The organism is Bradyrhizobium sp. AUGA SZCCT0177, from assembly GCF_018130125.1.
Taxonomy (GTDB): Bacteria; Pseudomonadota; Alphaproteobacteria; order Rhizobiales; family Xanthobacteraceae; genus Bradyrhizobium.
In genome coordinates this window covers 111261-136696 of sequence record NZ_JAFCMA010000024.1, presented here as the reverse complement: position 1 = coordinate 136696, position 25436 = coordinate 111261, and the positions used below count along the sequence as shown (strand labels likewise).

At 62.8% G+C, this 25436-nt stretch carries 25 protein-coding genes and 1 pseudogene; 12 read left to right on the top strand and 14 right to left on the bottom strand.

The window, feature by feature from the left end:
* Positions 1-564: 564 nt before the first annotated feature.
* A pseudogene (locus JQ597_RS26010) lies at positions 565-1241 on the top strand (PilZ domain-containing protein).
* A 133-nt stretch (positions 1242-1374) separates the two neighbouring features.
* Positions 1375-2883 carry an FAD-dependent monooxygenase gene (locus JQ597_RS26005; protein ID WP_212268033.1) on the top strand — a complete coding sequence of 503 codons (1509 nt, stop codon included), beginning with the start codon at positions 1375-1377 and terminating at the stop codon, positions 2881-2883.
* Positions 2884-2899: 16 nt separating this feature from the next.
* On the opposite strand, the gene JQ597_RS38330 is transcribed toward JQ597_RS26005, so the two are convergent.
* Positions 2900-3391 (bottom strand): cyclic nucleotide-binding domain-containing protein, encoded by a 492-nt coding sequence (locus JQ597_RS38330; protein WP_349628883.1) that lies wholly within the window; start codon positions 3389-3391, stop codon positions 2900-2902.
* A 66-nt stretch (positions 3392-3457) separates the two neighbouring features.
* Positions 3458-5545, bottom strand: a complete 2088-nt coding sequence (nirK, locus tag JQ597_RS25995) for a copper-containing nitrite reductase (protein WP_212268029.1) — start codon at positions 5543-5545, stop codon at positions 3458-3460.
* Between the two features lie 527 nt (positions 5546-6072).
* Here nirK and JQ597_RS25990 point away from each other — a divergent pair.
* The 3 genes from JQ597_RS25990 (at position 6073) to JQ597_RS25980 (ending at position 7865) form a co-directional block, all read left to right on the top strand.
* Positions 6073-6855 carry an HpcH/HpaI aldolase family protein gene (locus JQ597_RS25990; protein ID WP_212268027.1) on the top strand — a complete coding sequence of 261 codons (783 nt, stop codon included), beginning with the start codon at positions 6073-6075 and terminating at the stop codon, positions 6853-6855.
* An 87-nt stretch (positions 6856-6942) separates the two neighbouring features.
* Entirely contained in the window at positions 6943-7227 is a 285-nt protein-coding gene (locus JQ597_RS25985; protein ID WP_212268025.1) for a hypothetical protein, read from the top strand.
* Positions 7228-7568: 341 nt separating this feature from the next.
* Positions 7569-7865, top strand: coding sequence for an HU family DNA-binding protein (locus JQ597_RS25980; RefSeq protein WP_192737043.1), 297 nt, complete (start codon positions 7569-7571; stop codon positions 7863-7865).
* Positions 7866-7904: 39 nt separating this feature from the next.
* Here JQ597_RS25980 and JQ597_RS25975 read toward each other — a convergent pair whose 3' ends face one another.
* The 3 genes from JQ597_RS25975 to JQ597_RS25965 are packed head-to-tail and all read right to left on the bottom strand — an operon-like array spanning position 7905 to position 10556.
* On the bottom strand, positions 7905-8318 hold the full coding sequence (locus JQ597_RS25975) for a Rieske (2Fe-2S) protein (RefSeq protein WP_212268023.1): 414 nt from the start codon (positions 8316-8318) through the stop codon (positions 7905-7907).
* A gap of 52 nt (positions 8319-8370) precedes the next feature.
* Entirely contained in the window at positions 8371-9474 is a 1104-nt protein-coding gene (locus JQ597_RS25970; RefSeq protein WP_212268021.1) for an amidohydrolase family protein, read from the bottom strand.
* Positions 9471-10556, bottom strand: coding sequence for an amidohydrolase family protein (locus JQ597_RS25965; RefSeq protein ID WP_212268019.1), 1086 nt, complete (start codon positions 10554-10556; stop codon positions 9471-9473). Before JQ597_RS25965 ends, JQ597_RS25970 begins: the two co-directional genes overlap by 4 nt.
* A gap of 171 nt (positions 10557-10727) precedes the next feature.
* Between JQ597_RS25965 and JQ597_RS25960 the strand changes: the two genes are divergently transcribed.
* The 3 genes from JQ597_RS25960 to JQ597_RS25950 all read left to right on the top strand — a co-directional run bounded on the left by JQ597_RS25960 (position 10728) and on the right by JQ597_RS25950 (position 12663).
* Positions 10728-11708: an MBL fold metallo-hydrolase gene (locus JQ597_RS25960; protein ID WP_212268017.1), complete on the top strand. Its 981-nt coding sequence runs from the start codon at positions 10728-10730 to the stop codon at positions 11706-11708.
* Positions 11709-11711: 3 nt separating this feature from the next.
* On the top strand, positions 11712-12194 hold the full coding sequence (locus JQ597_RS25955; RefSeq protein ID WP_212268015.1) for a CinA family protein: 483 nt from the start codon (positions 11712-11714) through the stop codon (positions 12192-12194).
* Between the two features lie 178 nt (positions 12195-12372).
* On the top strand, positions 12373-12663 hold the full coding sequence (locus tag JQ597_RS25950) for a DUF1127 domain-containing protein (RefSeq protein WP_212268014.1): 291 nt from the start codon (positions 12373-12375) through the stop codon (positions 12661-12663).
* Between the two features lie 39 nt (positions 12664-12702).
* Here the strand turns inward: JQ597_RS25950 and JQ597_RS25945 are convergent, their stop codons facing one another.
* The gene (locus tag JQ597_RS25945; protein WP_212033402.1) at positions 12703-13554 is read right to left on the bottom strand and encodes a metal-dependent phosphohydrolase; all 852 of its coding nucleotides are present in this window, start codon (positions 13552-13554) and stop codon (positions 12703-12705) included.
* A 265-nt stretch (positions 13555-13819) separates the two neighbouring features.
* Here JQ597_RS25945 and JQ597_RS25940 point away from each other — a divergent pair, with 265 nt between their 5' ends.
* Positions 13820-14710 carry a VOC family protein gene (locus tag JQ597_RS25940; protein WP_212268012.1) on the top strand — a complete coding sequence of 297 codons (891 nt, stop codon included), beginning with the start codon at positions 13820-13822 and terminating at the stop codon, positions 14708-14710.
* Positions 14711-15122: 412 nt separating this feature from the next.
* A complete protein-coding gene (locus JQ597_RS25935; RefSeq protein ID WP_312011116.1) occupies positions 15123-15440 on the top strand; it encodes a hypothetical protein in 318 nt (105 codons plus the stop codon).
* Between the two features lie 179 nt (positions 15441-15619).
* On the opposite strand, the gene JQ597_RS25930 is transcribed toward JQ597_RS25935, so the two are convergent.
* Together JQ597_RS25930 and JQ597_RS25925 are read right to left on the bottom strand one after the other, a co-directional pair.
* The gene (locus JQ597_RS25930; protein ID WP_212268007.1) at positions 15620-16930 is read right to left on the bottom strand and encodes an HlyD family type I secretion periplasmic adaptor subunit; all 1311 of its coding nucleotides are present in this window, start codon (positions 16928-16930) and stop codon (positions 15620-15622) included.
* On the bottom strand, positions 16927-18672 hold the full coding sequence (locus tag JQ597_RS25925; protein ID WP_212268006.1) for a type I secretion system permease/ATPase: 1746 nt from the start codon (positions 18670-18672) through the stop codon (positions 16927-16929). Before JQ597_RS25925 ends, JQ597_RS25930 begins: the two co-directional genes overlap by 4 nt.
* Before the next feature lie 416 nt (positions 18673-19088).
* Here JQ597_RS25925 and JQ597_RS25920 point away from each other — a divergent pair, with 416 nt between their 5' ends.
* On the top strand, positions 19089-20045 hold the full coding sequence (locus JQ597_RS25920) for an AraC family transcriptional regulator (protein ID WP_212268004.1): 957 nt from the start codon (positions 19089-19091) through the stop codon (positions 20043-20045).
* Between the two features lie 9 nt (positions 20046-20054).
* Here JQ597_RS25920 and JQ597_RS25915 read toward each other — a convergent pair whose 3' ends face one another.
* Positions 20055-20318: a GlsB/YeaQ/YmgE family stress response membrane protein gene (locus JQ597_RS25915; protein ID WP_212268002.1), complete on the bottom strand. Its 264-nt coding sequence runs from the start codon at positions 20316-20318 to the stop codon at positions 20055-20057.
* A 202-nt stretch (positions 20319-20520) separates the two neighbouring features.
* Between JQ597_RS25915 and JQ597_RS25910 the strand changes: the two genes are divergently transcribed.
* Positions 20521-20694 carry a hypothetical protein gene (locus JQ597_RS25910; RefSeq protein WP_192737029.1) on the top strand — a complete coding sequence of 58 codons (174 nt, stop codon included), beginning with the start codon at positions 20521-20523 and terminating at the stop codon, positions 20692-20694.
* Positions 20695-20851: 157 nt separating this feature from the next.
* On the opposite strand, the gene JQ597_RS25905 is transcribed toward JQ597_RS25910, so the two are convergent.
* The 5 genes from JQ597_RS25905 to JQ597_RS25885 are packed head-to-tail and all read right to left on the bottom strand — an operon-like array spanning position 20852 to position 25416.
* Complete coding sequence (locus JQ597_RS25905; protein WP_212268000.1) at positions 20852-21832, bottom strand: ABC transporter ATP-binding protein; 981 nt, start codon at positions 21830-21832, stop codon at positions 20852-20854.
* Positions 21829-23241: an amidase gene (locus JQ597_RS25900; protein ID WP_212267998.1), complete on the bottom strand. Its 1413-nt coding sequence runs from the start codon at positions 23239-23241 to the stop codon at positions 21829-21831. Before JQ597_RS25900 ends, JQ597_RS25905 begins: the two co-directional genes overlap by 4 nt.
* The gene (locus tag JQ597_RS25895) at positions 23238-23435 is read right to left on the bottom strand and encodes a hypothetical protein (RefSeq protein WP_212267996.1); all 198 of its coding nucleotides are present in this window, start codon (positions 23433-23435) and stop codon (positions 23238-23240) included. Before JQ597_RS25895 ends, JQ597_RS25900 begins: the two co-directional genes overlap by 4 nt.
* A gap of 15 nt (positions 23436-23450) precedes the next feature.
* The gene (locus JQ597_RS25890; protein ID WP_212267994.1) at positions 23451-24524 is read right to left on the bottom strand and encodes an ABC transporter ATP-binding protein; all 1074 of its coding nucleotides are present in this window, start codon (positions 24522-24524) and stop codon (positions 23451-23453) included.
* A gap of 4 nt (positions 24525-24528) precedes the next feature.
* The gene (locus JQ597_RS25885) at positions 24529-25416 is read right to left on the bottom strand and encodes an ABC transporter permease (RefSeq protein ID WP_212267992.1); all 888 of its coding nucleotides are present in this window, start codon (positions 25414-25416) and stop codon (positions 24529-24531) included.
* Between the last annotated feature and the right edge of the window lie 20 nt (positions 25417-25436).

Sequence of the window (25436 nt, the reverse complement as noted above, 5' to 3'; positions counted from 1 at the left end):
TCCCTGCGCAATGGCTTTACGGCTTATGCCGTGATCTCCCCGGAGACGAGTTCTTGGTTGACTCCGTCGCCGCCGTTCAGCTCTCGCCTACCCGACAGCTTGACGCCTGCAACGGGCGCCAGGACCACACGGTTTTGCCGTACGCTAATCCACGCCGTCGTCTCAGCGTAAACAAGCGTCCACCGCAACCCGTCCAACGTCCGTGACGACGGCCGACGCCCTTCTGACCAGGACGGGATGGGAGAATATATGCCCCTGATTTGGGTTCTGGTAAACAGAAATATTTTTTATTCTGGGGCTTGACACGACTTCTGTAAATCAGAAGCGATTTGCGGTCTGACAACGCCGATCCGGTTCCATTCATGAAACATTAGGATATTTGCTGATTCTGCCTACCTTTTTACCTCCCATTCAGAAAATGGCCGTAAGAGCAACGGCGCAAGAGATGGCTTCGGCTCTCTCGCGTGGTGCGCCCGAGGTCGCGAATGGCCGAGGAGCAGCCTATCAAGCTGACAAAGATCAGCGGCCGCTCAAACTCTCCCATTTGCTCCCCAAGGATCCATCGTGCCTGTTCAGGATTTCCTCAGCCAGCGAGCGGTGAATGTCATCGTCGGCGGCAGCTACACGTGCCGAACTGGTATGACCCGCAGGGCAAGCTTCGCACCTTCGCCTGCCGCACCACGCGCGTGTCGCCGTACCGCATGATTGTCGAGGTGCCCGTGGTCGGCAAGATCGGCGACCGCCTGACGTCGTATTTCCGCGACTTCGGAAGATTCGAGGGCAGCATCAGCGACACGATGAATCGCAGTTTCATGCTCGAGCTGGAGATGACGCGCGAGCGGCGCGAAAGACTCTCTGATATGCTGACCTGGCTGGAGAAGAAGCAGAAAAATCCGGCGATGCTGGAGCTGCGAAAGAATGCGCGCTTCGTGCCGCCCAATCCGCATTCCACGCTGACCCTGGCGGATAGTTCGATCCACCCCTGCTTCATTATCGATTGCTCGGTCACGGGCGTTGCGGTGTCGACCGCCGTGCAGCCGCCCGTCGGCATGCCGCTCGCGGTCGGCGCATGCGTCGGGCGCGTCGTGCGGCTGTTGCCCAACGGCATCGCGGTCAAGTTCGTCGAGCAGCAGACGGTTCGCGATCTCGAGCGGCTGGTTGCGCGAACTGTTCCAGCCGCGGCAAAAACTGTTGCCGCCTTGCCCGAGCCGGTGGCGGCCTTGAACGCGGTGATGGCTTGATTGGCGAGCTTCGGTCCGCAAAAAGCGGAACACCAGCCTCCCCACACTGATATGTAGTGCGCAAGGGGCTTGCTTCAAGACCCCGGTCATCCCGTAGAACGCCTGCCGACGCCAACAGCTACGGAGGGACGACATGGGTGCGGCAAAGACGGAGCATGCGGTGGTGATCGCCGGAGGCGGCCCGACAGGGCTGATGCTGGCGGGCGAGTTGGCGCTCGCGGGTATCGACGTTGCCATCGTCGAGCGGCGGGCCAGCCAGGAACTCGCGGGCTCACGCGCCGGCGGCCTGCATTCGCGCACCATCGAGATCCTCGATCAGCGCGGGATCGCCGACCGGTTCCTCTCCGAGGGACAGACATTCGGGGTCGTGCACTTCCACGTCCCGCTCGATATCAGCGACTTTCCCACCCGGCACAATTACGGGCTCGGGCTGTGGCAGAACCATATCGAGCGCATCCTGGCCGAGTGGGCCCTTGAGCTGAAGGTGCCGATCTATCGCGGAACCGAGGTGACAGGTTTCGTGCAGGACGACAGCGGCGTGGACGTCGCCCTGTCCGGCGGTGCGTCGTCGCGCGCGAAATATCTCGTCGGGTGCGACGGCGGACGCAGCCTGATCCGGAAAGTTGCCGGCATCGCGTTCCCCGGATCGGATCCGACAGTCAGCAACCTGCTCGCCGAGGTCGAGGTGACCGAGCAGCCCAAACTGGGCATCCACCGCAATGACTTTGGCGTCCGTTCCTTCGGCAAGGTGAATTACGAAATCCGCGATGGCGAGGTAGTCTACCTCGATGGCGGGCCGTTGCGGGTCATGGTGACCGAGCGCCACGTCGGAGCCGCCAGCGAACCCACCTTGCGCGATCTCAGCGAGGCGCTGATCGACATCTACGGGACCGACTACGGGATCCACAGTCCGACCTGGATCTCAAGGTTCACGGACATGACCCGGCAGGCCGCTTCCTACCGCGACAGACGGGTGCTGCTGGCCGGTGACGCCGCACATGTGCATTACCCGGCGGGCGGACAGGGACTCAACCTCGGTGTGCAGGATGCGGTGAACCTGGGCTGGAAGCTGGCGCAGGTGGTCAAGCAGACGTCGCCGGAAAGCCTGCTCGATAGCTACCATGCCGAGCGGCACCCGGTCGCCGCGCTCGCGTTGCGCAACACGATGGCGAAAGTCGCGCTGCTCCGTACCGACGACCGCAGCAACGCGATGCGCGAGGCCGTGGCGGAGTTGATGGCCATGGACGAGCCGCGCAAGCGGTTCGCCGCTGCCATGTCCGGTCTCGGCGTTCATTACGACCTCGGCGACGGACACAAGCTGCTTGGACGCCGCATGCCTGATCTCGACCTGATCACCGCAGGCGGCCCGCTGCGGGTGTTCACCCTGCTGCACGATGCCCGGCCGGTGCTGCTCAATCTCGCCGAGCCCGGCAGCTTCGACATCACGCCATGGGCGGCTCGGGTTCAATTGATCGACGCCCAGTATGATGGCGCGTGGGAGCTTCCGGCGCTTGGCGCGGTCACCGCTCCCGACGCGGTATTAATTCGGCCCGATGGATACGTGGCCTGGGTGGGGGATTCGACCCAGATGGGACTCGCCGACGCGTTGACCATCTGGTTCGGACCGCCTGCCGCGGCGTAGCCGCATACCCGATCTTTCAGGTTAGTAGCGACGATAGCCCCGATGATATCCATAACCGCGACGTACATACGGGCGGCGGACGACGTAGGCTCCTCGCCGATACACGGGCGCCGTGCGAACGCAGCCGCGTGCTCCGCAGACCACTGCAACACGTTCGACATTCGAAGGCTGGAGCTGTCCCAAGGGGGCGAGCGGAATAGCCGAAGCGGTTCCGGTCGAAAGCGCAGCGCCAGCTAAAGTGGCCAGCGCGAGAAGTGCGAATTTGAGCTTCATCTGGTTTTCTCCCTTTGAGGATATCGTCCACAACAGCGCATAGGTTCCTCCGCGAACGAAGGCTGAGTGCGAAATGCGGCGGAGAGTCCGCCGGCTCTTGCCACCCACCAGAGAACTGGCCGGGTCCAAGAATTCCGACTACTGACGCCTTGCCTTGCTCAGATATGACAACAACCTTGACCCGGCCGCTTTGAATGTAAGAGACGGTGTCTGCCGCGTCGCCCTGGGCGATCAAGGCGCCAGCAGGATTTCGAGCATCAGCTAAATGGCATGGTTGACCCAGGTCGCGCAGCCATCAGTCTCAATGGCCCGTCCCGGGTTCGATCTTGCCGTCGAAAATTTCCGGGTTGGGTGGCCCTTCAACATGCAACATGCCGACCAGGCCGCGCTCGGCGCGCGACAGAGCATGATCAACCAGCATATAGTTGCCGGGAACCTCGACCTTGAATTCCGTGATGACTGCACCACCCGCTGGAACGGTGACGGTCTGCACGCCGCGCAATGGCTCGCTTAGCAAGCCGCCGAGATTGTAGACTCGGTCGAAAATTTCACCGATGACGTGGAAGGAGGACGTGTAGTTGGGTCCGCCGACGCCGAAATAGATTCGAACGGTTTCACCGACCTTGGCCTCCAGCGGATGCAATTTTGAAAGCGCCCCCACCGAACCGTTGAAAACGAAATATTCCGGCCGCTCGTTCAGCAATTTTTCAACACTGAATTCCTGACTGCCGCGATGGCCGAACGGCGCCTCAGTATAGATCTCGCCCTGCATAACGTAGAACTCGCGATCCACCGCCGGCAGTCCGCCTTCGGGCTCGACCAGCATGAGACCATACATCCCGTTGGCGATATGATGGGCCACCATTGGCGTGGCGCAGTGGTAGACATACAGTCCCGGAATAAGCGCTTTGAATTTGAATGATTTCTCCGCCCCGGGATCGACTTGTGTGGAAGCGGCTCCGCCCCCGGGTCCGGTGGTCGCATGGAAGTCGACCGAATGAACCATCGTACTGTCAGCGGAATTCTTGACGCGCACATCCACGGTGTCTCCGACGCGGACGCGCAGCATCGGCCCGGGAACGCGGCCGTTGAACGTCCAATAGCCGAACGTAGTCCCTTCCGCGAGGCGGCCTTCGAGTTCGACTGCGTTGAGTTCGACTTGCACTGTCTGCGGCGGACGTTGGCCGACCGGCGGTGGAACCTCGGTCGATTTCCTCGAGATGTCGGCTTCGACCAGCACCTGATCTGGCGGAAGCGGCGTGACGACGAGTTGTCCGCGCATGCCCGCCAACTCGTGACCTGGAACGCTACACAGGTAGGTGAAATCTCCGGCGCGCGTGGCGCGGAACGCGAACGCTGTGCTTGCGCCAGGGCTAAATATGCGTGACGACCTTGCATTCTGTTCCGGAAATACGATGTCGTGCTCGGCCCCTTCTCCGTTGATCAGGATGATCTGCACCGTCTGTCCCTCCGCGGCTGAAAGAAGCGGATTGACTTGTCCGTCGATGGTGCCGCCGACGCCGAGATAGACCATCCGTCCTTCTGCAATGCCGGTACGCAGTGTGTAGCGGGCCTCCGGCAAATAAACAGAAGCGCGCGGTTCGCCCGGGGCTGACGGTTGCGCCGGCGCAGCCGCCGGCGAGGGCGAACGCTGCGCAACAACCGGCGCGCCGGCCGGAGACGCGGCCGCAACCAGATAGGCGATCACATCCTTGCGCTCGTTCACCGTCTTCAATCCCGCGAACGGCATTTTGTTCTGCGGAACCAGCTTTGATGGATCAAGCAGATAGGCGTCGAGTGTCGCTGCGTCCCAAGTCAAATTGGCAGCCTTCATCGCAGGCGAATAATTGTAGTTGAGCACCTCGCCGGACTTCTTGCCAATGATGCCGGCGAGGCTCGGGCCAAGGGCGTTCTTGCCGACCTCCAGCGAGTGGCAGGCTTGGCATTTTCTGTAGACCTGGCGGCCTGTCGCCGCATCGCCGTCGACGGCTGTCCCGCCAGCCAGTGTTGGGGGTGGCGTGGGAGTAACGGGTTGCGTCGGAGGAGCGCTCGTCGCAGCAGCCCTGAGCGCGGGAGCGCTCGACGGCTGCGTTGGTGCGTGGCCATGCATCTGGTGTGCCGTCGGTCCGGACGACGCCGGGGGGCGGCTTGGCGTCGCCGGGTCCGCTGGTGCTGGGACCGCGGCTGAACTTTGTGGCGCCGCTGCGGAATTCCTGGAAGCAACTGAAGACGCCTGCGGCTGAGAACTGGCGGCGGTGGGCGCGACCGCCAGCGATTCTGGCGGTGTCGATGAGAAAGAAGCTGCGTACAAGATTCCGCCAAGAGCAATACAAAGTGCGGTTATAAGGATGGACCATTCGCGGAGTTTCGCAAGTATCGTTGCCTGCATATGCGATCTCCGTCTGAGCTAAAGATAAAAAAACCCGGTCAAACAACGACTTCCGAACCACCCTGCTTTTCGACCTCAACGAGATCCGCGCGGGCGCTCAATACCGGTCAAGAAATTCTGGACGAGGAGCACAATGCTTCCATGGCGGGAGCGTTACTGACTCGCTGTCACCAACGGCTGCCGTGACTGGGGCGATGGTGGAAGCAGCATGCGCTTCCGGATCCGATGTGGCTGGTCAATATTGACCACTATTCAAAACAAACGAGGAGATGGCCCAACTTGAGGAAATGGGGGTCATCATATCGGAGGTCCGGCGACCGGTGGTCGGATTATCTTGTCAGCTTCCATCGTCAGCGGACATCCCCTCAAGCGACGGTTTACGGCGGCCGCGTACAAGAACCCACCATTCCGGACGGCAGCATTGATAGGAACTGCGGCCGTGCGTAAAGTTGCGTCAACGCCTGTGCCCGGCTGCGTTGCCGTGTTCGCCATGCCGGGCGCTTGAACAACTCTCGGAGGAAAATCCGTTGCGCCCAAATCCATTGAAGCCACGGCTCGCGGCGGGTGGCTGTGCGTTCGGAACGATGACGTTCGAGTTCTTCACGCCCGGCTATCCTTCGATCTGCCGCGAGGCCGGCGCCGAATTCATCCTCTACGACATGGAGCATTCGGGCGTCGGCTTCGAGACAATGAAAGCGCAGTTCGCATTCTGCCGCGGGCTTGATCTGGTGCCGCTCGTGCGCGTTCCCTCCGGCGACTATCATCACATCGCCCGCGCGCTCGATATCGGCGCGATGGGCATCATGGTGCCGATGGTCGAAACATCTGAGCAGGCCAGGGCGATCGTTGGTTGCACGAAATATCCGCCCGTTGGGCGTCGCGGCGCCGCGTTCAATGTCGCGGCGCATGACGACTATGCCGGCGGAGCCGAGACCGACAAGATCGCCGAGGCAAACGCACGCACGATGGTGATCGCGCTGGTGGAGACCGCCAAGGGCATCGCGAACGTCGATGCGATCGCGGCCGTCGACGGCGTCGACGTGGTCTGGCTCGGCCACTACGATTTGACGAACTTCATGGGCATCCCGGGGCAGTTCGACAATCCGAAATTCCACAGCGCTGTCGATAGACTGGTCAAGGCCTGCCAGAAACACGGCAAGACACCAGGCTTCCTCGCCGGCGACGGGAAGTGGGCGCGCGATTTCCGCGCCAAAGGCTTTCGCATGATCGCCTACGGCGTAGATGCGCTGTTGATGCAGCGCGCGCTCGCCGACGGCATCAAGCTGCTGCGGGGGACGTTGAGGCCATAGCGGCAAGGGCGACGGTTCGGGACGGTTCGCCGCAGTTCGACGAACTCCGCCAATTTCGGTGGACAACGGGATAGAGCAGATCAAGCAATGGGTGTGTTTAGCGAGGAAGTGACGACGACCTTTGAAGGACATCAGATCGCATGCAGCGCGGTCCCCGATATGGAGAAAGCCGGATTGATGATTTTGAAGTTGTACATCGACGGGCAGCTGGTTGAATCATCCTCCGGTGTGTCTCTTTACACCCGCGCGGCCTTGCTGTGTGGCGCGTTGAAGACGGGAGAGGCCAACCGGGTTGTGGAAATTTATGCGTCCGGATTTTTCATGAAGCGATTGAATATCCATGTCGACGGCAAGCACATAGCGCGAAGCTAACGACTGTTGCCTGCATCTGTCATCGCGACAGCGGGATTTTGTTGTGTCATTGCAAGATGATCCGGGCAGAGTTATCAGCGCCTGACCTCGCAGGACGCCAGTGGTATCAGCGACTTTACCAGCCTCCTGCAGGTGCCGATCGATCCGGAAGCGGTTCCCCACAGGCCGATCTACGCCTTGCGTTTTGGGCGTCGATAGGTTTTAAGCCCGGTAGCTTTCATGACCGCAGCCATGAACGGGAAGCGATTTGCGTGGCCTTGCCGCGCTCCAGACCGAGTTATGCAACCAGCGTAGCGCGTGCGCTTCAATCCGTTCTCCCCCACCCAGAAAGGTAATTTTCAATGGCCAAGATGACCAAGACTCAGTTGATCGATGCAATCGCAGAGGGAACGCAGCTTTCCAAGAATGACGTCAAGGCCGTCATCGAGCAGATGGCCACCGTCGGCTACAAGGAGCTGAACGAGTCCGGTGAGTTCGTCATTCCCGGCTTCGTCAAAATGTCTGTCGTGAACAAGCCGGCGACTGAAGCCCGCAGCGGCATCAATCCGTTCACGAAAGAGCCGATGGAGTTCGCGGCCAAGCCGGCCAGCAAGTCGGTCAAGGCGTCGCCGCTGAAGGTTGCCAAAGACGCTGTCTAGGGATGGCGAAGCGGCCGGCGTTCACCGGAACGGCGGCCGCTACAGATCGACCACCACGTAGTCGCTCTCGACCGCGACCTTGATCGTCTCCGCGACATACGGCCCTTTCACCAGGTTGGTGCCGGGCTCGACATTGACGGGATAGGCGCGGGCGCGGAAGCGCTTGGGATCGCAGTAGGACTGGCCGGTGCGGATATCGAATTCCCAGCCGTGCCAGGGGCAGCGGATGATCTCGCCTAACTTGGTGTACTCGATCTCGCCGGGGTCGGAGGAAGTGGCGAGCCCGATCAGCGGTCCCTCGCACAATGCCGCGCCCTGATGCGGGCAGCGGTTCAACAGACCGAAAAACTCGCCCTTGACGTTGAAGATCGCGATCGGCCGCTCGTCGATGGTGAGGAATTTTCGCGTGCCCGGCGGCAACTCGTCCACCGGGGCAATGACATGCCGGGCCATATTATTTCCTACGCATGATCTTTTTCGGAAAACCGGTTCCCACTTTTCCTGATCATGCGATCCCGTACAGCTTCTTCGCATTGTCGAGATAGAACGCCTGCTTGTTGGCGTCGCTGACGCCGGGGGGCAGCACGCGCGAGGGCTCGTCGAAATCCCAGTGCGGATAGTCGGTCGCGAACAGCAGTTTGTCCCAGCCGATCCACTCGATCACCTCGAACAGATGCTCGCGGCGTTCCGGATCTTCCATCGGTTGCGTGGTCCACCAGATGTGATCGCGGATATATTCCGACGGACGGCGCTTCAGATGCGGCACCTCGCTGCGCAGCCGGTCGAAACTCTTGTCCAGCCGCCATGAAAGCGACGGCGCCCAGCCGAAGCCGGCCTCGATCATCACCATCTTCAGTTTGGGATAGCGCTCGAACACGCCTTCGAGCACGAGGCTTGCGAGCGCGGTCTGCTGGCACTGCGAATGGCCGACCATCTCCTCGATGTAAAAGCTCGGCCAGCCGGAAGCTGTGATCGGGTTGCCGCCGAAGCCGAAGGCATGGACGCCGACGGGAAGGCCGATCTCCTGCGCCGCCTCATAGATCGGCCAGTAGCGGCGCTGGCCGAGCGGCTCGACATTGCGGCTCAGCAAAAGCACCTGCACGAAATTCTTGTCGCCGGCGCGCCTGCGGATCTCGGCGGCGGCGGTGGGGCCGTCTTCATTGCCGACGACGATCGAACCTTTGAGACGCGAATCCTTGCTGGTCCATTTCTCGATCTGCCAGTCGTTGATCGCGGTCGCCAGCGCCGCGCTGAGATCGTGGTTGCGCAGGCCCTGCCCGGTGTCGAGCGGGTTGAGCACGCCGAGCGTGACATTGTAGGGGTCGAGCAGTTGCTTCTGCATGAAGGACAGCGAGGAGCCTTGCTTGCCGCCTTCCGGCGGATAGGCGTCGCGGCGCGAGGCGTTCGGCTGCGCCTTCGGATAGGGCGGCCCTTCCATCATGCCTTGATAGGCGTGCTTGCCGTAGGTCTCCAGATGCGAATGCCAGCGTTTTGCCAGGAACGGATAGAGCTCGGTCCCGGTGGCGCGCGCGGGATGGATGTCGCAATCGGCGATCGCGGTCTTGACGCTTGCCGATGACGCCGGCTCCGGACGAAACTGCACGTTCATGGCGTTGCCTCCTTGAGCGCGGGCTGCGTTAGACGAGGATAGGTCGCGTGCGGATTATCGATCATGATCTTGCGGACAAGACCTTCCGAAATCCCCTCCGGCAGCACCTCGTCGCCGTCGAATTGCCAGTGCGGATAGTCGGTTGAGAATAGGAGCAATTCGTCCGACTGCATATGGTCGAACAGGCGATTTAACGTGGCCGGATCCGGCGGCGCGTCGACCGGCTGCAGCGAAAAGCGGATGTTGCTGCGCACAATTTCCAGCGGCGCGCGGTCGACCCAGGGCGTTTCCATCCGCACCCCGCGCCAGAACTTGTGCAGCCGCCACAGGTATGACGGCAGCCAGGTGAAGCCACTTTCCAGCATCACCATCTTCAGCTTCGGATGCCGCGCGAACACGCCCTCGACGATCAGGCTGGTCAACTGGGTCTGGAACGCCTGCGCCTGGGCGACATAATCCTCGACATGATAGGAACCCCAGCCGACCGAGGTCGGCGGGTTGTGATAGGCGGAGCCGGCGTGGATGCCGATGGCCAGCCCCAGCCGCTCGGCGGCGGCATAGATCGGCCAATAGGCGCGTTTGCCGACCGGCATGTCGCCCATCACAAGCATCAGCACCTGAACGAAGCGCGGGTCTTTGGCACAGCGCTCGATCTCGGCGACTGATTTTTCCACGCTCTGGGTCGGGATCACGATCGAGCCACGCAGACGGGAATCCTTGTCGAGCCACTCTTGCACCAGCCAGTCGTTCAGCGCGCGGCAGAAGGCGTCCTGCATGTCCTCGGAAAACACCATCTGCACGCCATACAAGGGATTGCAGATGCCGTAGCTCACCTGAAACCGATCGAGCGCCTGCTTTTGCATATCGCTGAGGCTGGAGCCCGGCTTACCCTGCGCTGGACGCCAATCGGGGCGCGCGCTGATCGGCGAATTGGCCGGATAGGATTGCGACACCAGATCGGTCATGCCGCGCGTCGTCACCTGGTCGCGCCAGTAGTCGTTCATATATGGCAGCAGGCTGGTCAGATGGGGCACGGCGGGATGCAGGTCGCAATCCACGCCGCCTGCGATCGGTGACGTCATGACGTTTCCTCGGGCATATTTCCTCGTGCGCGCCCGCGGTCTCACGGCATCTTGTAAGCCGCGCCGCTTGGTTCTTTGGCCGCATTCAAGCAGGCTGGCCGGTGCGCCGCAACTCGGCAAACGCTAGCCCCCTGTGCTAGGAAAACATGGGTCGGCCCTTAGGAGATTTTGATGATTCGGACTGGAAGCACGGCGGTTGCCATCACCCTTTTGCTGGCTGGCGCGGTAGCCGCGCAGACAGCGCCCCCTGCCCCGCCTGCCGCACCCCCGCCGGTCGATTTCTCCAAGGTCGAGATCAAGACCACCGATCTCGGCGACAACGTCTACATGCTCGAGGGTCAGGGCGGGAACATCACCGTGGCGGTGGGGAAGACCGGCATCATCATGGTCGACGGCCAGTTCGCGCCGCTGCACGACAAGATCAAGGCCGCGATCTCGACCATCTCGAACCTGCCGATCAAATACCTCATCAACACGCATTATCACGGCGACCACACCGGCGGGAATGAAGCCTTCGCCAAGGACGGCGTCACCATCGTCTCCGACGTCAACGTCAAGATTCGCCTGGCGGAGGGAACCACCAACGGCCTGACCGGCGTCAAGACGCCGCCGGCCGCCGCTGGCGCGCTGCCGAAGAAGACCTATGCCGGCGGGACGCTCAAGCTCCGGCTGCCCGGCCGCGTCGCCGAACTCCAGCACATCGCCCACGCCCATACCGACGGCGACACCTATGTGTGGTTCAAGACCGCCAATGTGCTGGCGACCGGCGACACCTTCACCAATGGCCGCTATCCCAACATCGACTTCGCCAATGGCGGCAACATCAGGGGCATGATCGCGGCGGCCAACGCCTATCTCAAAATGACCAACGCCAAGAGCCGCATCGTGCCGGGCCACGGGCCGATCGCCGACAAGGCTGTTCTGACCGAATACCGCGCCATGCTGGTCACCGCGCGCGACCGCATGGCGAAGCTGGTGAAGGAAGGCAAGAGCGAAGACGACGTGCTGGCCGCCAAACCGTTCGCCGATCTCGACAAGAAATGGGCACCGACCGAGCTCGCCTCCAAGAACTTCATTCGCGTCGTCTATCATTCGCTGGCTGACAAGCCCGACAAGAAGTCATTGCTGAAACGCATGCTGCGCCGGAGTTGAGGAATGAAAGAGCTCGTAACGATCGCCGAGAAGATCGCCGTCAAACTGATCGAGCGAAAACAAACCATCGCGATCGCGGAATCCTCCACCGGCGGTCTGATCTCGGCGGCGCTGCTGTCGGTGCCCGGCGCATCCGCCTATTTCCTCGGCGGCGGTGTGGTCTACACCCGCGACGCACGGCGCATCCTGATGGACATTTCCGATGAGGCGATGAAGGGCCTCCGGTCGGCGTCGGAGACCTATGCCAAATTGCTGGCTAATCAGGTGCGCCAGCGCTTCGCCACCGACTGGGGCCTGTCCGAGACCGGCGCCACGGGACCGACCGGCAACCGCTACGGCGACGCCGCCGGCCACAGCTGCATGGCGGTCGCGGGCCCGCAGAACGCGGTGTTCACGCTGGAGACCGGCAGCGCAGACCGGCAGGCGAACATGCAGAAATTTGCGAGCACGGCGCTGGGCCTGTTGCTGGAGAACGTGTCGAAGTAGGCGACGCGACGCGCCGATTGTGAACTGCTTCACACATCGCGGGTCCAATTGATCAAGATCAAGGCCGTCTCAAGCTAAACAAAAGAACAAATCGTGCTTCCCTGAAAGTCATGGAAGCGCACGTGGTGCATGTTGCTGCTGCGAAAGGGGGTGTTCACCGTTTCGAAGGAGAAACAACATGTCGATGCTAAACCATACGTCCAGTACTTTTGTCACTACCGGCGCGATCCGCAGTACATTGAGGTCATGGCAGGCCTGGCTCGGCCACATGATCAATGACTGTATCGCAAAGCTGATTGCCCGGCGCGAGCAACAGGCCAATCTCGTCATCCTGCGATACCTTGCCGACCGGGAGCTGAGGGACATGGGCATCAATCGCAGTCAGATCGGCGAAGGACTGGCGGAAGCCGGCAAGGATCGCTCAGCGCAGCAGGAAGCACTCCAACGTCAGCCAAAGATGTCACAATGACGTTGAACTTACGATTCGGACCGCAAGCGCGAACCAGTTCTAGCGCTGCGGTCCGGACAGGTTCACTTCCCGCTCCGCCCGGAAGACGTTGCTATGCAGGTTGGCGATCCATTGCCGGCCGCTGGAGGTGACGTTGAGATAGCGGATCGCAAGCTGGATCTGCGGCGCGACGTTGGTCCAATAAAACTGCGGGAATCGATAAACGATGTCGGCGGGCGTGGCGTAGCCCAGCGTCTTGTTCATTCCGATTTCCTCGAATTCGTAAAACAGCGCATTCGACTTGCGCATGTAGTTGGGGTCGCCGAGCTGGCCGATCAGATCGGCCGCACGCAGCAGCAATCCCTCCTCCTCGTTGAGATCATCACCGTCGTTCGGACCCGTGGCATAGGGAAAGCGGGTGTATTCGATCGCCCGGGAAATCCGGGCCGCGTCGACTTCCTCCATGGTATCGAGCCGCTCGATCACGAACAGCTTTGAGCGGTCGACATGGTAGGGCGCAAGCGCGGCGTCGGACGATCCAACCGGCAGATGGATCTTGCGGCCGCTCAGATCAGCAACAAAGGCATCATCCTCGTCGCCCTGGACGACGCCGCGGACATATCCAATATCATGGGCGAGGCAGGCCATGATGAAGTTGGCGTAATCGTCCGCCGTGGTGGCGCGCGCCAGCGCGCGGCCGACCAGGATGTCGTGGCCCACCAGCGTCACCAGCATGGTGTGCTCGATGTTGTGATACAGCGCATCGCTGTTGCCGATGCACTCCAGGGTCAGCCTCGCGGCAAATGGCAACAGCTTCGTCAAATCGGAATGCGAGGCGCCGAACCGTCCCTCGGTTTCCCGTGACAGGAACGAACCCAGGGCTTGCGCGGTCAATTGGGGGATTGTGATCATCTCGGCACCCGCTCCCGTCTGTGGTCGCGCCGCGACGACGGCCTGCGCCGCAGCATCCCGGCTTTCCGATCGCTCACTTATCGAAGGCATCCTATCACCAATCCCTGCACGACCGGCTGGGTATATCCGCCGCACCCTTTGAAATGTCTGATCGGCGATGCCCGTGATGCGCTCGGGGAAGATACCTGCTCTGCCGTCGCGGCGACGGCTGGATCATGGCACCGCGCCTGACTATAATCCGCTGAAACATCCAGGGATCGCAGCCATGCAACAGCCGTTCGACCGCGCCGCAGAAGACCTCGGCAACTCGATCCATTTCGAACATGTCAACGTCTTCGTGCCCGATCAGCGGCTGGCGACGTTGTTCTATGTCACCGGGCTCGGACTGACGCGCGATCCCTATCTGATGGTGTCGGACAGCAACATGTGGGTGAATGTCGGCAAGAGCCAGTTTCATCTGCCTGATGGTGAGGCGCAGGTGCTGCGCGGCCATACCGGCATCGTCATCTCCGGCCGCGAGGCGCTGCTCGAACGGCTGGCGTCGGTCGCCAAGAAGCTCGAAGGCACCAAATTCGCGTTCAGCGAACACAATGATTACGTCGAGGCGATCTGTCCCTGGGGCAATCGCGTGCGCTGCTATGAGCCGGACGCCGCGCGCTTCGGCCGCATCACGCTCGGCATTCCCTATGTCGAGTTCGACGTACCGGTTGGGACAGCGAAAGCCATTTGCGGCTTCTACCCCGAGATCATGGGAATGCCGGCCGAATTCAAGAACGGCGACGGCACCACGGCGCGCGTCAAGGTCGGCAAGGATCAATATCTGCAATTCCGCGAGACCGACCGGAAGCAGCCGGAATTCGACGGCCACCACGTGCAGATCTACATCACGAATTTCTCGGGCCCCTACCGCAAGCTGCTCGAACGCAATTTGGTCTCGCAGGAAGACAACCCGTACCAGTACCGGTTCAAGGACATCATCGACCTCGACAGCGGCAAGCATCTGTTCACGGTCGAGCACGAGGTGCGCAGCGCCACCCACCCGATGTTCATGCGGCCGCTGGTCAACCGCAACCCGGCAGAGACCAACCGCACCTACGCGCCCGGCCACGAACAATGGGCCTGGGCGATGGGACCGGACGAATATGACAGGCGGTGAGAGAGCGGCCAGTATTGTGTCGTCCCGGCGAACGCCGGGACCCATAGCCACCGAACGTTGTTGTTGCGGAAGGTGTGTGCCACCTTGCCCCAACGGACAGCACAACGCGGTATGGGTCCCGGCCTTCGCCGGGACGACGGCGGTGTATTGAGCCAAGACGGCAGGATTTCACTCGAAACTCGACCCTATTAACGTTACATCTTAACCAATCATTAAGTATGCGTTTGCCGGCCCGAAAGGCCCGACCTAGCGTGCATCAGGGAGCGGCTTGGGGGAGCCGCCTGGAAACCAACGATTGGTATGTGCCATGGCGTATAGAATGCATTCGGCGCTTGTCGCGTCTCTCAGCGCAGCCGCGCTTTTGCTTGCCGCGGGCGATACGTTCGCAAGATCAGGAACAGCGCCAGGTGGCGTGCGTTCGGGGTCCCATTCGCCGGCCGCCCACGGTTTCGGACATCACCGCCGGCACAATGTCGGGACCTACTGGCCGGGAGGCGGCGGCTATTACTATTCGCCCTCGAATGGCGAGACTGTGGTCGAGGCGCCCCAGTCCACCACCCGCGACATCCGTTACACCTATACCTATGATGTGCCCTGGGATTGGGCGCATCGCTATCCGCCGAACGTTGTGCCGTCCGACCGGCCCTATGTGTCGAGCTGCTCCTCGGAGCCCGTCACGGTTCCCGGACGCAACGGCCAGACGACCATCAACATCACGCGGTGCTATTGATCGGCCATCAGTGTCGTCCCGGCCTAGTGCGCAATTGCGCACGGGGGGCCGGGACCCATACGCCGTGTCGCTCGCTTTGAGGGACGCTGTTCGACGAATTTTGCAAACCACTAAAGCCTGTGGTTATGGGTCGCGGCCTTCGCCGGGACGACGAGATCCACCAAAACCGGGACGACGAACTACTTCTCTCTGAACGAACGCATCAGCTGATCGCTCAGTGGCTTCATCAGATACGAGAACATGGTGCGGTCGCCGGTTTGCACGAAGGCCTCCACCGGCATGCCCGGGATCAGCTTGTTGTTGTCGCCGAGGCGGGCGACTTCTGCCGGCGGCAACGAGACGCGGATCGTGTAATAGGTTTGCCCGGTGCGCTGCTCGGTGGTGACGTCGGCCGAGACCCTGGTGACCTTGCCGTTCAGTTCCGGCGTGGTGTGCTGGTTGAAGGCAGATAGCCGCAGCAATGTCTTCTGGCCGATCTGCAGCTTGTCGATATCCTGCGGATTGACCTTGGCCTCGACCGAGAGATCGTCGGCCTGCGGCACGATCATCATGATGGCGTCGCCGGCGGTGATCACGCCGCCGACGGTATGCACCGTCGATTGCAGCACCATGCCGGCCTGCGGCGCCCGGATGTCGATGCGGCGGAGCTGATCTTCCGCGGTGACCTTGCGCTCGACGAATTCGCCGATCTTGTCGTTGGTCTCGCGCAAATCCTTGGAAACCTCGCTGACCAGTTCCTTGTCGATCTGGATGATCTGCAGCTCGGTCTCGGTGATCTTGCCCTTGGCCTGCGCGCGCGAGGCGATGTATTGCGCGCGTTCGCCCGACAGGCGGGCGGAATCGCGCTCCAGCGTGGTCAGGCGCGAGATCTGGATCAGGCGCTGGTCATAGAGCTGGCGGACGCCGACCAGTTCCTTTTCGACCAGCGCGATTTCCTTGTCCTTGGCTTTCTCCTGCGCCGAGAGGCCCTCGATTTCCTCATTGAGTTGCATGACCCGCTCGCGCAGCTGGGCCTTTTGCCCGGCGCGGCCGTGGACACGAACCTCGAACAATTTGGTTTCGCTCGCCATGACGTCCCTGACCTCGGCATCGTCGGCGCGATCGGCCAGCAGCGGAGGGAACTTGATCTTGTCAGTGCCGCGCTGTTCGGCCTCCAGCCGTGCCGCGCGCGCCAACAATCCGTTGAGGGTTTTGACAACGATCGCCAGGCTTGCCTTGACCACGGTCTCGTCGAGGCGGACCACGATGTCGCCGGCCTTGACGGTATCGCCGTCGCGCACCCGCACTTCGCCGACCACGCCACCGGTCGGGTGCTGCACCTTCTTGACGTTGGAATCGACCACCACGGCTCCCGGCGCGATCAGCGCGCCCGAGATCGGCACCGTCGAGGCCCATCCGCCGAATCCGCCCACCAGCACCAGCATCAGCGCCAGGCCGACAACCAGATGCGACCGTATCGAACGGCGGGCGCCTTTCAACTCCTCGCTCATGATTTGGCTCCAGGGGCAACGATCTTGATCGGCGCGGGCGGCGGCGGGACGGCGCGCTGCAGCACCTGGCCGAGAACGGTTTCCTTCGGCCCGAACGCCTGCATGCGGCCGTCCTTCAGCACCAGCAATTGGTCGACCGCCTCGATGCCGATCGGCCGGTGCGCCACCACGATCACGATGGCGCCGCGCTCGCGCGCGGCGCGAACGGCACGGGTCAGCGCCTCGTCGCCCTCGGTGTCGAGGTTGGAGTTCGGCTCGTCGAGTACGATCAGGAAGGGATGGCCATACAGCGCCCGCGCCAGCCCGACGCGCTGCGCCTGCCCGGCCGACAACGCGGTCCCCTGCTCGCCAATCTGGGTGTCATAGCCCTCGCGCATCTTGATGATCATGTCATGCACGCCGGCCTCCTTGGCCGCGGTGATGATCGCATCCGATTTGGCGTCGGGATCGAAACGGGAAATATTATGGGCGATCGAGCCGGCGAACAATTCGACGTCCTGCGGCAGATAGCCGACGTGACGGCCGAGCACGTCGGACGACCATTGGTCGAGCGCGGCGCCATCGAGCCGCACCTTGCCGCGCACCGGCATCCAGACGCCGACCAAAGCACGGATCAGCGACGACTTGCCCGATCCGCTGGGCCCGATCACACCGACACCGGTTCCGGCCTCGACCGCAAAAGTGACATCCTGGACGATGACCCGCTGATCGCCGGGCGGCACGATGGTGACGCCCTCGACCGACAATCGCTTGGTGGGACTTTGCAGCAAGGTCTGGGTATTCTGCGCCGGTATCTGTTCGAGCAGCTTGGTGAGGCGATGCCAGCTCTGGCGCGCCGCGACGAAACCCTTCCAGTGCGCGATCGCCAGATCGACCGGCGCCAGCGCCCGCGCGCTCAGGATCGAGCCTGCGATGATGATACCGCCGGACGCCTCCTGATGGATCACCAGATAGGCACCGACCGCCAGCACCGCCGATTGCAGCATCATGCGCAGCACCTTGGCGATTGCGCCGAGGCCGCCCGCGACGTCGCTGGCGCGCTGATTGCCGGCCAGATAGGTCTCGTTGGCTTCGGTCCAGCGCTTGGTCAGCCGTCCGGCCATGCCCATCGCGACCAGCACTTCGGCGTTGCGCCGGCTGGTCGCCGCCAGATCGTTGCGCCGCGCCGCCAGCATCATGGCGTCTTTGGCCGGCTGGCGCGACATCACTTCGGTGATCACGGTGAGGATCACCAGGATGATGGCGCCGACCAGCGCGGTAAGGCCCAGCAGCCAGTGGAATGCGAAACAGATGGCGAGGTAGAACGGCAGCCAGGGCAGATCGAAAAACGCGCCCGGCCCCTGGCTGCCGAGGAAGGAGCGCACGTTATCGAGGTCGCGCAGCGGCTGCAGGCCTTCATTGCGGGCACCCACCATCAGCGGCAGGCGCACGATGGTATCGAACACGCGGGCATTGATGGCCTCATCGAGCGCGGTGCCGATGCGGCCGAGAATCCGGCCCCGGATCAGGTCGAGGCCGCCCTGGGCGACGTATAGTCCCCCGGCGAGCACGACGAGGCCGATCAGGGTCGGCACGCTCCGGCTCGGAATCACGCGGTCATAGACCTCCAGCATGAAAATCGAGCCGGTCAGATACAGCAAGTTGATCATGCAGCTCATGACGCCGACGCCGATAAACGCGTTGCGACAGGCGCGCAGCGCAATACCGAGTTCGGACCGCCGGACACCGGGAGCAGCTGCCATCAATTCGTGTCTCTGCAAAAGGGATTAGCTAACGGGCTGGTTCTACCGATGTTTGTGGCCAGCGTCTATTTAAGTCACGTTAACCTGATGCGGTTCATGCCCCCGCCGGCGGCAGGACGTGTCTGGCCGAAACACCGGGAAATGAGCCTGCAGAGCGGGTTAGGCGGGTCCGGCGCGGGGCTTTGCCGGTTCGGCCGTCGCAAAAGGCGCTGGAATCACTGATATCGAGGCCCGTCCAATTTCGCCGTGCAGGTCGAACACCCACTCCCGGTCCTTAAGGCCGCCTGCCGGCCGCCAGCGGGTTTCGGCGCGGCGCCCGGACCCGCGAATGAGCGCGCACGGCCTTACGGACCGTGGTAGGTTCCGCGCCCTGGCTGCACCCGCCGTGCAGGTACCGACGGAGTTCTCGCGGCCACATGATCAGTTTTGATACCGATGGCTTGCGGCCGGACGAACGCTTCGATCACTGGTGCGAAGTGCGCGCCAAGGGACTGTTCGGCGTCACCATCGAGGTGTCTCGCGAGCGGCGGCCGGATTTCCACGGGCGGTTCTCCGCCTACGAAACGGGTGGCGCGACCGTCGCTGAACTGCAGGCCTCTTCCTACAGGGTCAGCCGCACATGGGCTGACATCAAGCGCATGTCCGGCGACAGCCTCAACATTTTCCAGCAGGTACGCGGCCCCGGCATGCTTCGCGCCGGCGAGGAGCGTGTCCATATGATCGCCGACGGCACGATGACCATCGCCCATTCCGACGTGCCCTTTGCCGGGACCCCAATCCGTTCCGACGGCTTCCATTTCCGCGCGCTGAAAATTCCGGTCACCGGCAATGCACGGCTCGCGGCCGGCGCGGAGAATTTGCTCTGCGAGCCGTTATTGCCGGAGACGCCGGTCGCGCGACTGATCGAAGCCATTTTTGCGGCGATCGTCGAGCAGCGAATAGAGGCGGCCCACGCCGACGCCACCATTCGCCATATCGCGCAACTGGCGCTGCTGGCGCGCGGCCGGGTGACGCCAGGCACGTCGGAAAGCCGCAACGCGGTGCGGCACGGCTATCTGCAGATGGCGCTGGCGTTGCTGAGAAGCCATCTGCTGGAGCCGGATCTGTCGCCGACGCGGGTGGCGCGAGCATTGAATATCTCGGTGAGGCAGCTTCATCTGCTGTTCGAGCCGACCGGGCAGTCGTTCGCGCGGACGGTGCTCGCGATGCGCCTCGCCGAAGCCCGGCGCCAGATGGAATCCATGCCGCTTCGGCCGGTGGCGGAAATCGCCTCTGCCAGCGGCTTCGCCAGTCTCGCCACGTTCTACCGCACCTTCCGTCAAACCTATGGGATGGCGCCGGGTGACCTGCGCAAGGATTTGCGTCTCGGCTGATTTGCTGCCCTACCTCCGGCCGCGAACCAGCCGCACCACCAGCAGCAATATGACGGCGCCGATCACGGCATTGATGATCTCCCTGATCACGCCGGTGCCGATGTGAATGCCGAGCTTGGGCAAAAGAAGGTTTGCAACCAGCGCGCCGGCGATGCCGACGAGGATGTCGCCGATCAGGCCAAAACCGGTGCCGCGCACGATCTTGCCGGCCAGCCAGCCGGCGACGAGCCCGATAAACAGGATGACCAAAATGCCCTGGTTGGATACGTGCACCTGAAAATCCCCCGCTTCGCGCGCGTCATCCGCCCCGCGGTTTTAGACTACCGGCAATTCCCCGATGTGACGACCTGAATCTGCCCGCCACGCCGCCTGTGGTGGAACTGTCAATCGCAGTCCGCGTTATCCGGCAATGACGCAACCTGATATTTGGTATGTAAGTTTTGGGCCGGAGCGGACCGACGAGAGTGCGACGAGCATGGTCCGTTCGACCCGCAAATTTAAATCGGAAGTCGACGCCAAACTGTTCGCGATGCAGATTCTGGCGAAGGGCTGGTCTGCGAGCGCCGGCACGCTCAATCCGCACCAGCCCAAGCAGATCGTGGGGCCCGCTCAGATCGAACAATGGGCGGATCCGGGATTGGGTGGATAGCGCGTTTTCATCATGCCCGGCCTTGTGCCGGGCATCCACGTCTTCGCTTCATTCACCAAGAAAAGACGTGGATGGCCGGGCATAGGCGAGCGGAAGCGACGCCGTCCTTCGGACGGCTATGCCTGGCCATGGCGATGCTTTGGGTGACTGGGGCCGCTCAGATCGCAGCGATTTCCGCCGGTTCGGCCAGAACACAGCGCGCGATTCGATCCGGCGCAACCTGCACATTCGGCGGCAGTTGCTCGGTGCAGCGCGGCTGCGCCACGCTGCAGCGCGGCGCGAACGAGCAGTTCACCGGCGCCTTGTCGAGCGACGGCGGCGTGCCCGGGATGGTCTCCAGCCGCTGGCCGCGTTTGGCGCCGTGGGTGGTCGATGCCAGGAGCCCGCGCGCATAGGGATGTATCGGCGTCCGGACGATGTCGCGCAGCTTGCCCTGCTCGACGATCTGGCCGGCATACATGACAGCGACGCGGTCGCAGATTTCGATGGCGACGCCGATATCGTGGGTCACGAAGATCACCGACATGCCGAACTCGCGCTGCAACTCGCGCAGCAAGAGCAGAATCTGGATCTGCACGGTGGCGTCGAGCGCCGTGGTCGGCTCGTCGGCCAACAGGATCTTCGGCTTGCAGGCCAGTGCGAGGGCGATCATCGCACGCTGCCGCATGCCGCCGCTCATTTCATGCGGATAGGCATCGAGGCGGCGCTTGGCGGAGGGAATCCGCACCACTTCCAGCATTTCCAGCGCCCGCGCGGTGGCCTCCTTCTCGCTCTTGCCTTCATGGCGCATCACCGATTCGGAAATCTGCCGGCCGATGGTGTAGACGGGGTCGAGCGCTAGCGCCGGCTCCTGGAAGATCATCGAGACGGTCTGGCCGCGAAACGCCGACAATTCGTCGTCGTTCAACGCCAGCACGTCGCGGCCGAGAACATTCACGCTGCCCGAAATCTGCGTCCGCTTCTTCGGCAATAGCCGCATCAGCGCGCGCAACGTCACGCTCTTGCCCGAACCGGATTCACCGAGGAGGCCGAGCACCTCGCCCTCGCCGAGCGAGAGCGAGATGTCGTTGACGGCGTGCACAGTGCGCTCGCCGGTGAATCGGATGCTGAGATCGCGGATTTCGACGAGGTTGGTCATGCCGGTTTGGGTACCTGTTTATGATAGTCCGTGGCGCGCTGGAACGCGGCGCCGATCCGCAGCAGCATCGCCTCGTCAAAGGAGCGGCCGATCAATTGCAGGCCGACCGGCAAACCGCTTTTGGTGAAGCCCGAGGGAATCGAAAGCGAGGGCAGGCCGAGGTAATTGACCGGGCGGGTAAATTTCGTGATCCGCTGGATCACGGCCTCGGCGTCGCGGCTGTTGCCGACATCGCTCTCGGCGATGGTTGCCGCCGGCATCGGCGCGACCGGCGCGATCACCGCATCGGTGCCGGTGACCGCGGCGAGATACGCCGCCAGCGCCGGACCGCGCCAGCGCATCGCTTCGAGGTAGGACACCGCCGGGATCGCAAGGCCGTTCTGCAGCCGCATCAGGACCTGCGCGCCGTAATCCTGCGGCCGTTCGATCATCCATCTTTTGTGGAACGCGGCGGCTTCGGTCGCGAGCACCAATTGGCAGGCGGCCGTGAGCTGGCGCTGGTCGGGCAATTCGACCGAGACGATTTCGGCGCCCTCTTTCTTCAGCGTCGCGATGGTCTCATCGAGAACGCGCGCCACTTCGGCATCGAGATCGTCGACATAGAACGCGGTCGGCACGCCGATCCTGAGGCCTTTGAGCGAGCCCTTGGTGGCCGCCATATAGTCCGGCACCGGCAGCGTGGATGCGGTGAGATCATCGGGATCGGCACCGGCCATCAACCCCAGCAGCAGCGCGCAATCTTCCACGCTCTGCGCCAGCGGGCCGACGGTATCGAGCGATTGCGACAGCGGCATCGCGCCGGCGCGGCTGACGCGGCCGACCGTCGTCTTCAACCCGGTGACGCCGCAGAAATGCGCGGGCATCCGGATCGAGCCGCCGGTGTCCGAGCCCAGCGCCGCAAAGGTCAGCCGGGCCGCGACCGCCGATCCCGAGCCGGACGACGAGCCGCCGGTAATGTGATCGACGTTCCAGGGATTGCGCACTGCGCCGTAATGCGGGTTGTGGCCGGTCGGCCCGTAGGCGAACTCGACCATCTGCAGCGAGCCGAGCCTGATGGTACCGGCGTCCTTCAGGCGCTGCAGCGCGGTCGAATTCGTGGTGGCGACGAAGTCGCGGCGGATCTTCGAGCCGCAGGTAACGACCTTGCCGGCCTCGTAATACATGTCCTTGTGTGCCAGCGGCACGCCATGCAGCACGCCGTGCGCATTGCCTTTGGCAAGCGCGGCATCGGCGGCGTCGGCCGCCGCCAGCGCCTCCTCCGCCTCGATCGCCATGAAGGCGTTGAGGCGCGGCTGCCATTGCGCGATGCGATCGAGACAGGATTTTGTCACCTCGCGCGATGAAACTTCCTTGCTGGCGATCGCCTTGGCGACCGACACCAGCGACATCAGGGCCGGTTCGGTGCTCATTTCGACACCCCGGGGTTCTGCGCCAGAAGAAAGCTCGCGGGCTCCAGGTCGAACGGCAGGGTGCCGGCGACCGGCGCGAAGCCTTCGAACGCCGGCCCGATCGAATTGGCGATCCGCTCGGCGACTTCGGCGGTCACCGGCACGCCCGCGACATCGGTCATGACCTTGACCTCTTTTGGACTGGGTTTTGTCATTGCGGATTTGCTCCCTTATGCGTTTTTCTTGGTCGTTTCTTTGGCCGGTGCGCGGCTGTGCCCTGATCCCGGAATGGCCATGTAACACGCCGCCTGGTGACCCAATGTATCGAGGTCGCTGAGTTTTGGCGTCGCATTTGAGCAGAGCGGCTCCGCATATGGACAACGGGTGTGAAACCGGCAGCCCGGCGGCGGATCGATCGGATTGGGCGGATCGCCCGTGATCGGCGGCGTCTGGGTGCGGTTGTCAGGATCCGCCGACGGCATCGCCGCCAGCAGCGCCCGCGTATAGGGATGCGCCGGCTCGTCCCAGACCTTGTCGACCGGACCGAGCTCGACGACCTCGCCGAGATACATCACCAGCACGCGATCACTGATGTAGCGCACCACGTTGAGATCGTGGCTGATGAAGAGGTAGGTGAGCCCGAACTCGCGCTTTAGATCGGCCAGCAGATTGAGCACCTGGGCTTCAACCGATTTGTCGAGCGCCGATACCGCCTCGTCGAGGATCACCAGCCGCGGCGACAGCGCCAGCGCGCGCGCGATGTTGACGCGCTGGCGCTGGCCGCCGGATATCTCGTGCGGATAGCGGTTGGCGAAGGTCTCGGGCCGCAAGCCCACCTTGCCGAGCAGTTCGCGCGCCAGCGTCCGCGCGGCGGCATCCGCCATGCCGTGTACCTTCGGGCCGAACGCGATCGAATCCTCGATGGTGAGGCGCGGGTTGAGCGAGGCGTAGCTGTCCTGAAACACCATCTGCATGCCGCGGCGCAGCTCACGTAATGAGAGTGCGCGGCCGACCTGCATGCCGTCATAGATGATATCGCCGGCGTCTGACTTCATCAGATGCATCAGAAGCCGCGCGGTGGTCGACTTGCCGCAGCCGGATTCGCCTACGATCCCGACGGTTTCACCCTTAGCGATCGAAAACGAGACGTCGTCGACCGCGCGGACGGTCTTGCGCGCGCTGAACAGATCACCGCGCACCGGGAAATGCTTGGTCAGGCCGTTGACCTGCAACAGCGGCTGCGCGGCGCCGCCGACATCCTCGATCTTTTCCAGCAGTTCGACCGACGGGCTGCTCTCGTTCATCGCGTCAGTTCCTGATGTCCATGGCGCTGCGCATACCGTCGCTGAGCAGATTGAAACAGATCGACACCGCAAAGATCATGGCGCCGGGCAACGCCGCGACCCACGGATTGACATAGATCGCGGTGCGCAGCGTGTTGAGCATCAACCCCCATTCCGGCTCCGGCGGTTTTGTACCCAGACCGAGGAACGAAAGGCCGGCGGCGAGGATCATCGAGACCGAGATCAAGCCAGTGGCGTAGACGAAGATCGGGCCCAGCACGTTGCCGAGCATGTGCACGCGCATGATGGTGAAGGGCCCGGCGCCGGAAGCGCGCGCGGCCTCGACGAAGTCCATGTTGCGCACGCCGGTCGTGACGCTCTCGGCAACGCGGGTGATCTGCGGCACGAACACGATGGTCAGCGAGACGATGGAGTTGACGATGCCGGCGCCGAGTGCGCCCGAAATCGCAATCGCCAGCAGCACCGAGGGAAATGCGTAGAACACGTCCACGGTGCGCATGATCGCGGTGTTGAGCTTGCCACCGACGTAACCGGCGACAAGACCAAGCGATGTGCCAATCATGAAGGCGAGGATCACGGGCAGAATGCCGATGAGCAGCGACAGTCGGCCGCCATAGACCAGCCGCGCCAGCATGTCGCGGCCGAGCTCATCGGTGCCGAGCGGATAGTTCGGCGTGCCGATATGGCGGAGTCTGCGGATCATCGAGCCCTGATAGGGATCGGCCAAACCGAGCCACGGCGCCAGCAGCGCGGACAGGAAGATCAGCACCAGAATGAAGGCGCAGACCATACTGACCTTGTCGCGCCGGATGCGGCGGCCGACGGTGGCCCAATAGCCCCGCGCCTGGGTGGCCGGTGCCGCCTGCAGGGCGGTATCTGTGATCGCGCTCATGCGCTACGCTCTTTTTGTTT

Bases quoted from the DNA above. Each gene is read 5' to 3' on its own strand.
- JQ597_RS26005 (WP_212268033.1), top strand. From the start codon at position 1,375: ATGGGTGCGGCAAAGACGGAGCATGCGGTGGTGATCGCCGGAGGCGGC.
- JQ597_RS25955 (WP_212268015.1), top strand. From the start codon at position 11,712: ATGAAAGAGCTCGTAACGATCGCCGAGAAGATCGCCGTCAAACTGATC.
- JQ597_RS25965 (WP_212268019.1), bottom strand. From the start codon at position 10,556: ATGACGTCACCGATCGCAGGCGGCGTGGATTGCGACCTGCATCCCGCC.
- JQ597_RS25925 (WP_212268006.1), bottom strand. From the start codon at position 18,672: ATGGCAGCTGCTCCCGGTGTCCGGCGGTCCGAACTCGGTATTGCGCTG.
- JQ597_RS25960 (WP_212268017.1), top strand. From the start codon at position 10,728: ATGATTCGGACTGGAAGCACGGCGGTTGCCATCACCCTTTTGCTGGCT.
- JQ597_RS25940 (WP_212268012.1), top strand. From the start codon at position 13,820: ATGCAACAGCCGTTCGACCGCGCCGCAGAAGACCTCGGCAACTCGATC.
- JQ597_RS25890 (WP_212267994.1), bottom strand. From the start codon at position 24,524: ATGAACGAGAGCAGCCCGTCGGTCGAACTGCTGGAAAAGATCGAGGAT.
- JQ597_RS25975 (WP_212268023.1), bottom strand. From the start codon at position 8,318: ATGGCCCGGCATGTCATTGCCCCGGTGGACGAGTTGCCGCCGGGCACG.
- JQ597_RS25905 (WP_212268000.1), bottom strand. From the start codon at position 21,832: ATGACCAACCTCGTCGAAATCCGCGATCTCAGCATCCGATTCACCGGC.
- JQ597_RS25950 (WP_212268014.1), top strand. From the start codon at position 12,373: ATGTCGATGCTAAACCATACGTCCAGTACTTTTGTCACTACCGGCGCG.
- JQ597_RS25920 (WP_212268004.1), top strand. From the start codon at position 19,089: ATGATCAGTTTTGATACCGATGGCTTGCGGCCGGACGAACGCTTCGAT.
- JQ597_RS25985 (WP_212268025.1), top strand. From the start codon at position 6,943: ATGGGTGTGTTTAGCGAGGAAGTGACGACGACCTTTGAAGGACATCAG.
- JQ597_RS25885 (WP_212267992.1), bottom strand. From the start codon at position 25,416: ATGAGCGCGATCACAGATACCGCCCTGCAGGCGGCACCGGCCACCCAG.
- JQ597_RS25945 (WP_212033402.1), bottom strand. From the start codon at position 13,554: ATGATCACAATCCCCCAATTGACCGCGCAAGCCCTGGGTTCGTTCCTG.
- JQ597_RS25900 (WP_212267998.1), bottom strand. From the start codon at position 23,241: ATGAGCACCGAACCGGCCCTGATGTCGCTGGTGTCGGTCGCCAAGGCG.
- JQ597_RS25930 (WP_212268007.1), bottom strand. From the start codon at position 16,930: ATGAGCGAGGAGTTGAAAGGCGCCCGCCGTTCGATACGGTCGCATCTG.
- JQ597_RS25980 (WP_192737043.1), top strand. From the start codon at position 7,569: ATGGCCAAGATGACCAAGACTCAGTTGATCGATGCAATCGCAGAGGGA.
- JQ597_RS25895 (WP_212267996.1), bottom strand. From the start codon at position 23,435: ATGACAAAACCCAGTCCAAAAGAGGTCAAGGTCATGACCGATGTCGCG.
- JQ597_RS25910 (WP_192737029.1), top strand. From the start codon at position 20,521: ATGGTCCGTTCGACCCGCAAATTTAAATCGGAAGTCGACGCCAAACTG.
- nirK (WP_212268029.1), bottom strand. From the start codon at position 5,545: ATGCAGGCAACGATACTTGCGAAACTCCGCGAATGGTCCATCCTTATA.
- JQ597_RS25970 (WP_212268021.1), bottom strand. From the start codon at position 9,474: ATGAACGTGCAGTTTCGTCCGGAGCCGGCGTCATCGGCAAGCGTCAAG.